This is a genomic window from Bacillus carboniphilus, from assembly GCF_020524035.2.
Taxonomy (GTDB): domain Bacteria; phylum Bacillota; class Bacilli; order Bacillales; family JAIVKR01; genus Bacillus_CC.
Genome location: NZ_CP129013.1, coordinates 21,129 through 34,230 on the forward strand (window position 1 = coordinate 21,129; position 13,102 = coordinate 34,230).

General features: G+C 36.0%; 8 protein-coding genes and 1 pseudogene. 8 read left to right on the forward strand and 1 reads right to left on the reverse strand.

Features of this window, described 5'->3' with window-relative positions; translation table 11 throughout:
• Positions 1-24: 24 nt before the first annotated feature.
• From queG to LC087_RS00215, 8 genes and pseudogenes are all read left to right on the forward strand, one after another.
• Positions 25-1,170 carry a tRNA epoxyqueuosine(34) reductase QueG gene (gene queG, locus LC087_RS00180; protein WP_226539472.1) on the forward strand — a complete coding sequence of 382 codons (1,146 nt, stop codon included), beginning with the start codon at positions 25-27 and terminating at the stop codon, positions 1,168-1,170.
• 34 nt (positions 1,171-1,204) lie between these two features.
• A complete protein-coding gene (locus LC087_RS00185; protein ID WP_306019797.1) occupies positions 1,205-2,125 on the forward strand; it encodes an amidase domain-containing protein in 921 nt (306 codons plus the stop codon).
• Between the two features lie 24 nt (positions 2,126-2,149).
• Positions 2,150-2,632 (forward strand): tRNA (uridine(34)/cytosine(34)/5-carboxymethylaminomethyluridine(34)-2'-O)-methyltransferase TrmL, encoded by a 483-nt coding sequence (gene trmL, locus LC087_RS00190; protein ID WP_226539470.1) that lies wholly within the window; start codon positions 2,150-2,152, stop codon positions 2,630-2,632.
• A gap of 368 nt (positions 2,633-3,000) precedes the next feature.
• The gene (locus LC087_RS00195) at positions 3,001-3,663 is read left to right on the forward strand and encodes a DUF4397 domain-containing protein (RefSeq protein WP_226539469.1); all 663 of its coding nucleotides are present in this window, start codon (positions 3,001-3,003) and stop codon (positions 3,661-3,663) included.
• A 546-nt stretch (positions 3,664-4,209) separates the two neighbouring features.
• Positions 4,210-6,022: pseudogene (locus tag LC087_RS00200) on the forward strand (PrkA family serine protein kinase).
• 133 nt (positions 6,023-6,155) lie between these two features.
• Complete coding sequence (locus LC087_RS00205; protein ID WP_226539467.1) at positions 6,156-6,947, forward strand: polysaccharide deacetylase family protein; 792 nt, start codon at positions 6,156-6,158, stop codon at positions 6,945-6,947.
• 476 nt (positions 6,948-7,423) lie between these two features.
• Positions 7,424-8,596, forward strand: a complete 1,173-nt coding sequence (gene yhbH / locus LC087_RS00210) for a sporulation protein YhbH (protein ID WP_226539511.1) — start codon at positions 7,424-7,426, stop codon at positions 8,594-8,596.
• Between the two features lie 569 nt (positions 8,597-9,165).
• Positions 9,166-12,372, forward strand: coding sequence for an alpha-amylase family glycosyl hydrolase (locus LC087_RS00215; RefSeq protein ID WP_226539466.1), 3,207 nt, complete (start codon positions 9,166-9,168; stop codon positions 12,370-12,372).
• Between the two features lie 45 nt (positions 12,373-12,417).
• Here LC087_RS00215 and LC087_RS00220 read toward each other — a convergent pair whose 3' ends face one another.
• Entirely contained in the window at positions 12,418-13,101 is a 684-nt protein-coding gene (locus LC087_RS00220) for an ECF transporter S component (RefSeq protein ID WP_371932672.1), read from the reverse strand.
• Position 13,102 lies beyond the last annotated feature (1 nt).

Genomic DNA, 13,102 nt, shown 5'->3' on the forward strand with positions numbered 1-13,102 from the left:
TCCTTAAGAAAGGAGGAAGTCTTAATGAACGTTACATTATTTAAAAAAGAGTTAATCAACTATAGTAAGGAAATAAAGATTAATAAGATTGGTTTTGCTTCGGCTAATACGTTTGAAACGTTAAAACAAAGGTTAATTGACCAAAAAGAGTTAGGTTATCAATCAGGATTTGAAGAATCGGATATAAAAAAAAGAACGACTCCTCAACTTTTGCTACCGAAAGCTCGTTCTATTATTTCAATAGCGCTAGCGTATCCTTCTAAAATGAAAAAACCTCCGCGAAGTACGAAGGACGACAGACGGGGGATTTTTTGCCGAGCTTCTTGGGGAAAGGATTATCACCTCCTTTTAAGGGAAAAGATGAATTTGATTGAAGCCTTTATAAAAGATAAATATCCAGAAGCAAAGATTCTTTCAATGGTCGATACGGGCGAGTTGAGTGATCGAGCGGTAGCAGAAAGAGCAGGAATTGGTTGGAGTGGAAAGAATTGTGCGATTATCACGCCTGAGTTTGGATCATATGTTTACTTAGGAGAGTTAATTACGAATATCCCATTTGAACCAGATCAACCAATTGAAGAAGGCTGTGGAACGTGTAATAAATGTGTAGATGCCTGTCCTACTAGTGCTCTCGTTCAAGGAGGGCAATTAGATTCTTCAAAGTGTATTGCTTTTTTAACACAAACAAAAGGATTCTTACCCGATCAATATCGAAAAAAAATAGGTAACCGTCTATATGGCTGCGATACTTGTCAAACCGTTTGTCCAGAAAATAGAGGGAAGGACTTTCATTTTCATGTTGAAATGGAGCCGGATCCTAAAATAGCGAAACCGAGTTTAAAGCCGTTATTGACAATGAGTAACCGAGAGTTTAAAGAAAAATTCGGACATGTCTCTGGTTCATGGAGAGGAAAAAAACCGATCCAACGAAATGCGATCATTGCATTGGCACATTTTAAGGATGAAGCAAGTTTACCGATTCTTGAGAAATTATTGAATGACGATCCTAGACCTGTTATTCGAGGTACTGCGGCTTGGGCGATAGGGAAGATCGGTCAGAAAGACTATTTAGCCGTTCTAGAAAAGAGGTTGGAACTAGAAGAAGATCAAGAGGTTAGAAATGAGATTCAAAAAGGAATTCAGCTATTGGAAGCATGTAAAGGAGAGTAACCATCATATTGTTTAATAAGGATGGTGGTTGTTCATGAGTATAGAAGCAATCAAAAAAATGACCGAAAAACATCTTCAGTTTTTAGTAGGGGATATAGAAGGAACAGAAATCTCATCTATTTCAAATATAAAATCTTTTCAATTAAGAAAGGAGTTAGCAAATAAAAGAGGGGTAGAGATTGTTAAAGCGGTTGCACAAATTACTCCAGAGGAGGAAGAAGGGCAAGAAGGGAAGCGTGTTATTCCATATCAGTTGAAGGTTCGCTTAGTAAACAAGCAAAGTGAGTACTTTTATATAGAGGAATATAAACAATTAAGAAAAATACATTTGTCTAGAAAAGAGCAGCTTATTATGGATGAATGCTGTGAAACTTACCCGTTTAAAGGTATTGATCAAGGATTTTCTCTTCAATCAGATGATAACGTACGTAAAGCTCCCTTTATCTATGATCGGTTAGCAGCTGTGCAATATGCAGAGCGTTGGTGGAATGATACAAATGCTAGCTTTCATAGCTTTGATGTCAATTGTACTAATTTTGTCTCTCAATGCTTGTATGCAGGTGATGCTATGATGATTGGATATCCTAATCGTACGAAAGGATGGTGGATGCAGTCTGGTTCGTGGAGCTATAGTTGGACAGTCGCTCATGCAATGAGTATGTTTCTACCTAATAGTAAAAGTGGACTAAGAGCAACGCAATTGGACGATCCTTCACAACTATCTCCAGGTGATGTTATTTGCTATGACTTTGAAGGGGATGGAAGGTTTAATCATACGACCATTGTCGTGGCGAAGGATGACAATGACATGCCTCTTGTTAACGCTCAAACGTATAATAGCCGAATGCGATACTGGTCATACGAGGATTCTACTGCTTACACAAAAGACATTCGCTATAAATTTTTACGGATTGAAGACGATGCTAAAGTAAAGGGGGAGCAAGACGTGATATAATAACAGCTGTAAACTTTGGATGAGGTGAAAAACGTGGGACTACATGTCGTATTATATCAACCAGAAATACCAGCGAACACTGGTAACATTGCAAGAACGTGTGCTGCAACGAACACAACATTACATTTAATTAGACCTTTAGGGTTTTCAACAGATGATAAAATGCTACGAAGAGCAGGCCTTGATTATTGGGAGTTTGTCAATGTTCAATACTATGATTCATTAGATGAGCTATTCGAAAAATACAATGAAGCAAATTTTTATTTGATTACGAAATTCGGGAAGAAAGCTCATACAGATTTTTCATATGAAAATACAGAAGAAGATCATTTCTTTGTTTTTGGAAGAGAAACGAACGGGTTGCCCGATGAATTAATTGAAAACAATATGGATAAATGTTTACGCCTGCCAATGACAGAAAATGTTCGTTCTTTGAACTTGTCAAATACTGCAGCAATCCTGGTATATGAAGCATTGCGCCAACAGCAATACCCCGGATTAAAATAATAACTTTGCGAAAAAGCTTAATTCAATTGAATTGAGCTTTTTTTACAGAGTAAGAAAGCATAAAAATCTGTCCTTATTTGGACGGTGCTTTCATTGCTGTCTAGCTCCAGCTCCTAGCCACTCGAGGTCATAAGTCAGGTAGAACAAAAGATAAAGAACATCTTTCTTTTCTCCGCGCCTTATAGTTGTCGTGGCTGAGCGAGGCCATGACACTTTTCGACTTCTCTTCTCTTTTTCCCCTACTTTTTGAACACGCACTTTAAGGTTTTTTTATTTTTTTCTCTGAAATTAGAGAACGATAGGAATATAATTGAATATTTAAGACAACATAGTACATGAATCAAAATACATAGAAGGAGTGTTTTCTCATGAAGAAACTTGTATTGTTGTCCCTTTCGCTAATCATAAGTTTACTCTTTGTGCAAAATGCTTTTGCTGCTGATATGGCAAAAGTTCGTATTTTACATGCGTCACCTGATGCTCCAAGTGTAGATGTGGTAGTTGATGGAGAAGTTGTCGTTGAAGATGCAAAATATAAAGATGTGACCGATTACTTAGAATTAAAAAGAGGACCGCATAAGATTCAAATATTCGCAAGTGGTACGGTGGATGAGAGTAAGCCGGTGCTCGAGAAAAAGGTGCGATTAAAACCTGGTTCAAAACAAACGGTTGCAGCTATTAATAAACTAGACAGTATTGAACTGGCTCTAATAGATGACAGTGCAAAGCCTCAAGCTGGAAAAGCTAAGGTGCGAGTTGGGCATTTCTCGCCTGATGCTCCGCCTGTTGATGTAGCACAGAAAACAGGGAACGTTTTATTTAAAAATGTAAAATTTAAAGATATTACAAAATATAAAGATTTAGATCCTGGAAGCTATGATTTAAATTTGAGAGAAGCGGGAACAGATAAGAAAATTATGATCTTGCCGCAAACAGAGTTTGAAGATGGTGTTGTTTATACGCTCTTACCTGTAGGATTTGCAAACGGACAACCACCATTAGAAGCAATTATATTAACAAATGAAGAATAAGTTCAACATGAAGGTAAAAAGCCTACACATTAATGTGTAGGCTTTTTATGTAGGATTATTTATTGTTAATGTCAGGCTTATCGTCGTAACCAGCAGAAAAAATCGCCATTAAAAATACTAAACAGACACCTAAAATTAGGGCTAGTTTCATTTTTTCCCCTCCTTTAATTAAATGTGATAGCATGCCGAATCAAGGCTATCTAGCTCCAGCGTATAGAGACTTGTTTTTTGTGCACTCTTTTAATGTGTACCATGTTTTGTGGCTTGGTTAAAGAGGCTCTTTTCCTTTTCTTTATTATACATGAACATCTAGGGCGTGTGAACATCGACTAAAGGTTTTGACATTTTGTACATAAATTTTTCTAACATGATAGGGGACATCCACGCATAGAGTATAGTATTATTTCCACTTCTCTATCGTAGAGGTTTGTTCAAATTAAGAACAATGGAGGAGGTCCTATCATGGATATTTTAAGAAAAATTGAAAAGTACAGAGAAGAAGAGCAAAGATTAAAGTGGGAAGGCACTTTTGAAGATTATTTAAGAATGGTTAAGGAACGACCATGGATCGCTCAATCTGCTCATTCTCGGGTTTATAATATGGTGAAAGATGCAGGTATTGAAGAGGAAAATGGGGATAAAAAATTTCTTTTCTTTGATCAACAACTATTCGGCTTAGAAGAAGCACTTGAAAAACTTGTTGAAGAATATTTTCATCCCGCAGCTAAGCGATTAGATGTAAGAAAAAGAATTCTTTTATTAATGGGTCCTGTAAGCGGGGGAAAATCAACGCTGGTCTCTATGCTTAAAAGAGGTCTAGAAGAATACTCTCATACGGATCGAGGAGCTGTTTATGCCATTAAAGGGTGTCCGATGCATGAAGACCCGTTGCATTTAATTCCCCATCATCTAAGAGAAGATTTTTATCAAGAGTATGGAATTCGTATTGAAGGAAACCTATCTCCATTAAATTTGATGCGATTAGAAGAAGAATATCATGGAAGAATTGAAGACGTGCTAGTAGAACGTGTATTTTTTTCTGAAGATAAACGGGTAGGGATTGGTACATTTAGCCCTTCTGATCCAAAATCTCAAGATATTGCTGATTTAACAGGAAGTATTGATTTTTCAACAATCGCTGAATATGGATCTGAGTCTGATCCAAGAGCCTATCGATTTGATGGAGAATTAAATAAAGCCAATCGCGGCATGATGGAATTTCAAGAAATGTTAAAGTGTGATGAAAAATTTTTATGGCACCTTTTATCCTTAACTCAAGAAGGGAATTTTAAAGCGGGTAGGTTTGCTCTTATTTCCGCTGACGAATTAATTGTCGCTCATACAAATGAGACCGAATACCGTTCATTTATTGCTAATAAGAAAAATGAAGCGCTGCACTCTCGAATTATCGTTATGCCTGTTCCCTATAACTTGAGGTTATCAGAGGAAGAACGAATTTATAAAAAAATGATATCGGAAAGTGATGTTTCTGATGTCCATATCGCTCCGCACACATTAAAGGTGGCAGCGATGTTTACCATTTTAACACGATTGAAAGACCCTAAGAGAGGCGATATCGATTTAATTAAAAAGATGAGAATGTATGATGGAGAAAGTGTTGAAGGATTTAATCAAGTGGACGTTGATGAGTTAAAAAACGAATATTCAGATGAAGGGATGAGTGGAATTGATCCTCGTTATGTCATTAATCGAATTTCTTCAACCATTATTCGTAAAGAAACACCATCCATTAATGCTCTTGACGTGTTGAGATCTTTGAAAGATGGTTTGGCTGCACATCCATCCATTACAGAAGAAAATAAAGAAAGATATTTAAACTTTATCTCTGTTGCACGAAAAGAGTATGATGATATTGCTAAAAATGAAGTACAAAAAGCTTTTGTGTATTCTTATGAAGAGTCAGCAAAAACATTGATGAATAATTATCTCGATAATGTAGAGGCGTATTGTAATAAAAATAAACTTCGTGATCCGTTAACAGGAGAAGAAATGAATCCGGACGAAAAGCTTATGCGTTCCATTGAGGAGCAAATAGGGATTTCAGAAAATGCAAAGAAATCATTTCGTGAGGAAATTCTTATTCGTATTTCGGCTTATGCGAGAAAAGGGGAAGCGGTTTGATTACAATTCACATGAGCGTTTACGGGAAGCGATTCAGAAAAAACTATTTGCTGATTTAAAAGATGTTGTGAAGATTACAACTTCTACGAAAACACCAGATGAACAGCAGTTGAAAAAAATTAATGAAGTTGTAGCTAGATTAATTGATGATCATGGATATAATTCGACTTCAGCCAATGAACTGCTTAAATATGTTGGTAGCCTATTAAACAGATAAACTAAGAAAATTGTATTCTATTTAAGACAGGTCTATTTTAGACCCTGTCTTTTTTTATAAAAAAGTAACATATTGGTCACATGACTGACATTATAATGTAACATTAAAGAAATAAAGGAGATAAGGACACTCCATGAAAACCACTCCAAAGATGGTTACATTTTTAATATGTGTCTTTATGACAGGTTGCTTAGTGAATACATTCAATAATAATGATACGAAAAACACAACTTCTAGCACAATTAATCATAGGTTTTCAAACATTGATGACCTCAAGAGCCCGATATGGGTGATAAAGCATAGTGATACTCCATTATTTAATCATTTTTCATTTAAACGAAGAGTTGTGGATGGCCCATTACGAGCAAAATCACAAAAAAAAATAGCCTTAACGTTTGATGATGGTCCACATGGAACCTATACACAAGAAATTATTCAACTATTAGAAATATATGATGCGAATGCCACCTTTTTTATGCTCGGAGCTCAAGTCGAGTTATACCCAGAGGTTGTTCAATCTTTAGTTGATAAGGGATATGAAATTGGGAATCATACGTGGAATCATAAAGATTTAACAAAGTTATCAAAGGAAGAAGTCATTTTTCAAATAAATGAAACGTCTCATGTAATAGAGGAGATTACTGGAGAAAGAACAATTTTATTCCGACCTCCATACGGTTCAACTAATTATGAGGTAGAAAGGGTTGTTAAGCAGCGTCCAATATTATGGGATGTTGATCCAATGGATTGGGAAGTGAAGGATTCCCAGTCAATCTTTCGGTTAGTCATAGAAAATGTAACAAATCACTCCATCATTTTGCTTCACGATATTTATGAATGGACGGTTGAAGCTTTAGCTTTAATACTTCCTTTTTTAAAGGAACAAGGGTATCAGTTTGTAACAGTATCTGAACTAGAGAAATAGAAAGGGGTGATGATTGACCGAATTATATGTTCCCATCTTGTCTTATCAAAGTTCAATGTAAGAAAGCAAGATTCTTTATGTGGAAGGAGATCTTGCTTTTTTATCATTTTCAGAGTTGTACAAATTCATATATATATAAAGAGAAGCATAAACATACAGACATATAGGGATCAGTTAAGGATATAGGAAAAAAGCTTATTTTATGAAAATTACAATTAAATAAGCCTATTTTAGCAGGAAACCTGTCAATATTCAGAATTTTCTGCATAGTATGAAGTAATTCCAATCAAATGATGTCAAAGGAAGATGTGTTGGTATTTATCAAATCTTCGTGGTGTTTTAAATGATTGTTTTGTTTCTCACACTCATTACCTTATGCACAGACAATGAATTTGTGAACAATTTTTTAAAAAATGTTCAATATTTTTTATTTTGATGAGTGTGAACAGTTATGATCAAACCTTAAAAAGGAGGGAATTACCTTGTCAGCCGATAAAAACTTTGTCATTTCGAAAGAAAACTGGTCCCTCCATCGAAAAGGACATGATGATCAAACTCGTCACCAAGAAAAAGTTAAAGATGCGATTAAAAATAATTTACCTGATTTAATCTCTGAAGAAAACATCGTCATGTCAAATGGAAGGGATGTCGTCAAAATCCCAATTCGTTCATTAGATGAGTATAAAATTCGTTATAATTATGATAAAAATAAGCATGTTGGTCAGGGCGACGGTAAGAGTAAAGTTGGAGATGTAGTTGCAAGAGATCCAGGTGGTCAATCACGAAAAGGTGCAGGAAAAGGTCAGGGAGCAGGAGACCAAGCAGGTGAAGATTATTATGAAGCAGAAGTTTCGTTAATGGAATTAGAAGAAGCCTTATTTAAAGAGTTAGAGCTTCCTAACTTAATGGAAAAAGAGCGGGATAATAATTTAGTTGAAGATATCGAATTTAATGACATTAGACGAACAGGATTGATGGGGAACATTGACAAAAAAAGAACGATGATGTCAGCGTATAAACGAAATGCACTTAGAGGTAAAACAGCCTTTCATCCGATTTTTCCCGAGGATTTAAAATTTAAGACGTGGAATATAAAAGAGAAACCTGAATCCAAGGCGGTCGTTCTTGCTATGATGGATACCAGTGGATCCATGGGAGTATGGGAAAAATATATGTCTAGAAGTTTCTTTTTCTGGATGACACGTTTTTTGAGAACAAAGTATCAGCGAGTCGAAATTGAATTTATAGCACACCATACTGAAGCAAAAGTAGTGACAGAAGATGAGTTTTTTAACAAAGGTGAAAGTGGAGGAACCATTTGTTCATCTGCATATAAAAAGGCACTGAAGCTTATCAATGATAAATATTCACCTTCGCAGTATAATATTTATCCATTTCATTTTTCAGATGGAGATAATTTAACATCAGATAATCAGCGTTGCGTCAAGTTGATTGAAGAACTAATGAAACATTCGAATATTTTTGGTTATGGGGAAGTCAATCAATACAATCGTCACTCTACGTTAATGACGGCTTATAAAAATATTGAAAATGAAAAATTTCGCTATTATATATTAAAACAAAAAGCAGACGTGTATCATGCAATGAAGAGTTTTTTTAGAAAAGAAGAAACGAAAAAGTATGCTTAAAAAGACCATGAAAGTGGTCTTTTTATTTTGCGGAATATACTCATTCCTTTCATTTTTTTAATAAAAAAACTTAGCTAATTAACATTGATTTAATAGTTTAAAACCATACAAACCTATACTTACATATTAAAGGTAGTTTTCAGTGTAATTACTCCTAAATAAATATTTAAGGGTTACAGCTAATGATAAAGAGTGGTAAAATAATTAGTGCAAACGTTTTCATTATATTTAAATATATTTGAAAGTAAAATATAAAAAGAGAGACCTACGCTTTCCTCAGGAGAATAGGGAGGTTTTCTCTTTCTGTGGGGATCTTGCCTAGCGCATTCTTCCATAGGAGTCTTGAATTCTCTTGAAATTTTCAAAAAACAAAGAAAGGAAGACTTTTATGTTTACTTTTTGTGTGCCACTAACACACTTTATTAATGATTAGATTAGAGAATTTCTGTTATTGAACAGTTTAAATGCTTCTTGTTTATTACATAAATAAAGTTGAAGATAAGGTATATCACTTTTTTGCTTAATAATGAAAACGATTGCATAAAATTTAATATTTTAGGAGTGATAGAATGAAACGGGGAAGAAAGCTGTTTATAGTCTCGATGATTTTTGCATTAATATTTTCATTTTTACCACAAAAAGTAGCCGAGCCAATTGTTGTAGAAGCTGCGAGCACACAAGCAGAAGAAGGAACGTTTTCTTGGGATAATGCAACCGTTTATTTTGTATTAACAGACCGGTTTTTAGATGGGGATGAAAGCAATAATAACTCTTACGGTCGTGAACAAGATGCAAATGGAAATACGTATAGCGACTATAAGGACAAAGAAGGGACATTTCACGGGGGAGATTTAAAAGGGTTAACTAAAAAGATTAACGAAGGGTATTTTACAGATTTAGGGGTTAATGCTCTTTGGATCACGGCTCCTTATGAACAAATTCACGGATGGATTGGTGGAGAGAATTTCCGTCACTATTCTTACCATGGCTATTATCCTCTCGATTATACAGAAGTGGATGCTAACATGGGAACAGCAGAAGACTTAAGATCATTTATGGATACGGCTCATGAAAAAGGGATTCGTGTTGTTTTTGACATAGTGATGAACCATGCAGGCTATTATTCAATGAAAGATATGAATGAATTTGGTTTTGGCACTTTACAAGGGGATTGGTATAACTATTACTACAATTCTTCAGATTATGAAGCACACTACGATACGTATGGAAACTATATTAATACTACCGATCGTAATAGCTGGTCGAAATGGTGGGGTAGTGACTGGGTACGAGCTGGTGTAGCTGGTTATCAGAACGGTGGTAGTGATGATTATACGATGACACTTGCTGGATTACCAGATTTTAAAACAGAAGCGACTTCAAGTGTTGACCTACCTAAGATCTTACAAACGAAATGGGACGATGAAAAAGAGATCAAAGAGCGTGCAGAATTAGATGCATTTTTTGACCGCACAGGTTACGAAAGAACACCCGATAACTATATTATTAAATGGTTAACAGATTGGGTACGAGAATATGGAGTGGACGGATTTAGAGCAGATACAGCTAAACATGTCAATATTGAAGACTGGGGTCGTTTAAAAGCAGAAGCAACGCTTGCGCTTCAAGAATGGAAAACGAATAATCCTGATAAAGCATTAGATGAGGAAGACTTTTGGATGACGGGTGAAGTTTGGGGTCACGGAGTTGGAAAAAGTGATTATTTTAATAATGGGTTCGATTCTGTTATAAACTTTGATTACCAGGGATCGGCTGGAAACTTAAGTAACATTGAAAACATATATTCTAGCTATGCTTCTTCCATTAATAGTGACTCAAGCTTTAATGTTTTAAGTTACATATCTTCACATGATACGAGTCTTTATCGAGGAGATATGATTGATGCTGGTACCGCCTTTTTCATGCTTCCAGGTGGAGTGCAAATTTTCTATGGTGACGAAACAGCTCGTCCAATTGACTATTCTGCAACATGGTCTGATTTTCAAACACGTTCAGATATGAATTGGGATTCTATTAATACGAACGTGTTAGAACATTGGCAAAAGCTTGGTCAATTTAGAAATAAGCATATTGCAGTAGGAGCAGGAAATCATAATCAAATGTCTAACTCACCATACACGTTTAGTCGTACTTATGATCATAATGGTGTAACGGACAAAGTGGTAGCTGTGTTTGAAGCAGCTGGTTCAACAACAGTGGATGTATCATCCGTATTTGTAGATGGAACAAACGTAGTGGATTTCTATACAGGAAATATGGCGACTGTCGAAAATGGAAAAGTCACATTCACTGCTCATAGCAATGGTGTCATCTTAATTGAGGAAGAAGAGACTCCTTATCCTGCTGTTTCGTCTTCTCAACAAGGAGGCAAATTTCATGAAGAAAAAATTGAAGTTACGTTATCTGTTTCCAATACAGATCAAGGATATTACACTCTAGATGGTAGCGATCCTGCTGAAAATGGTAAACGTTATTCAAACGGAAAATCCATTTCAATTGGTGAGGGGATGGATATTGGTGATCAAGTGACGTTGAGATTGTATGCAACTAATGAATATGGAAACATCTCGCAAAGCTATACGTTTGAAAAAGTAGAACAAGAACAGTTAATAGTTCACTTTAAACTCCCAAGTGGATGGGGCTCGCCACAACTCTTTTATTATGGTACGGATCCAAAAATATCGGAACCGTCGTGGGCTACTGCTCCTACTATGACAGATGAGGGTGATGGTTGGTATACGTATACAATTGTAGATGACAACACGGAATATGTTGAGAGCGCTTACGTCATTTTTAAAGATGATTTAGGAAATCAAACACCCGCTCAAAATGAATCAGGAATGTTAGTACAGGGTGAAAAGTGGTTTGATGGAACAACATGGTACGATAATAACCCAGATAATGATACAGAAATACCCACAACACCGTCAAATATAACAGCCTCTTCTGTTGGATCATCATCTGTTACTTTAAGCTGGAGTGATTCTTCAGATAACAATAGGGTGACAGGATATAACGTGTATCGTGACGGAAAGCTAATTGGGACAACAACAGGGACATCTTTCACAGATAGTGGGTTAAAAGCGAAAACCACTTATCAGTACAAAGTAAGTGCCAAAGATAACGCAGGGAATGAGTCTTCACTTAGTGAAGAAGTAAAAGTAACAACGACAAATGGAAAAGAAGTCACGATATATTATAAGTCTGATAACCAAACAAATATTCATTATCGTCAATCAGATCATACTTGGACAACGGTTCCTGGAGTAGCAATGGCTGATTCAAGTTATGATGGCTTTAAGAAAATAACTATTAACATGGATGATTTGGATGAATTTGAAGCTGTATTCAATGATGGACATGGAAACTGGGATAATAATAATGGCAGCAATTATTTGTTCTCACAAGGAACGTGGACATTAATCGATGGTGTCATGATCGAAGGTGAGCCGACAACAGGAAATTCTCTAACAATGAAAGTACATGCACCAAATTCAACGGAAGCTATTTATTTAGCAAGTTCACTTAATCATTGGAATCCGGCAGATCAAGACTATGAATTACAAGAAACATCTGATGGAGCTTATCAAATGAAGTTACAATTGAGTCAAGGTACGACAATCCAGTTTAAATTTACACAAGGAAGCTGGTCAGCTGTTGAGGTAAGTAGCAGTGGAAGTGATATTTCAAACCGCACGTTTACAAAGGGGACAGGAGAAGAAGCGATTGAACTAACAGTTGAAAGTTGGAAATGAAAACAAGGAGCGTCTATTACATGATAGGCGCTCTTTGAAATGAACTCAATTCAAAATCCCCCACTTCCTTTGAAACCTTGTGATGATTTTAATCCATGTCGTACCAAACAGAGCAAGGAAGATCACATTACTAATGGCGTGATAGAAATCAAAAAGAGCACTTCCTGTGAAATATAGAAGGAATGTTTTCAATGTTAGTTCTTCATAATAAAAAGCGAGGATAAACCATAGATTCATAATCCAGCCAAATAGAAACCCCCATAAAAATCCTGAAATTAGAAGTCCTGCTTTTGATTGTATCCACTTTGTACCCTTCAGTGCTCCAAAGAAATAGCCCATCATTCCCCACGCAAACATTTGCCAAGGTGTCCAAGGACCTTGTCCTAGAAACATATTGGAAACAAGGGCGGCGACGGCACCGATCATAAAACCCGATTCTTTTCCTAATACGAGCGCACTCACAATTATGACAAAGGAAGTTGGTTGGACGCCTGGAATAGCGGCGAAAGGAACACGACTAATCGCGGCTATTCCTGATAATACAGAAATAAAAACGATCGCTCTTGCGTTAAGCGTACTTCTCTCAAACTTTAAAAAGAATAAGCCGAAGGTTAAAGCCATAATCAATAAGCTAACCCATAAATACAAGCGATCGGAAACGAGAATCGTGAAAGCAAATATTAACAATAAGAATAAAAAAATGATTAAGGGACTTATTTTTTTAATGATG

What these genes read in the sequence shown, in the direction of transcription:
- queG (WP_226539472.1), top strand. Translation starts at nt 25, where the DNA reads ATGAACGTTACATTATTTAAAAAAGAGTTAATCAACTATAGTAAGGAA.
- LC087_RS00185 (WP_306019797.1), top strand. Translation starts at nt 1,205, where the DNA reads ATGAGTATAGAAGCAATCAAAAAAATGACCGAAAAACATCTTCAGTTT.
- LC087_RS00205 (WP_226539467.1), top strand. Translation starts at nt 6,156, where the DNA reads ATGAAAACCACTCCAAAGATGGTTACATTTTTAATATGTGTCTTTATG.
- LC087_RS00215 (WP_226539466.1), top strand. Translation starts at nt 9,166, where the DNA reads ATGAAACGGGGAAGAAAGCTGTTTATAGTCTCGATGATTTTTGCATTA.
- LC087_RS00195 (WP_226539469.1), top strand. Translation starts at nt 3,001, where the DNA reads ATGAAGAAACTTGTATTGTTGTCCCTTTCGCTAATCATAAGTTTACTC.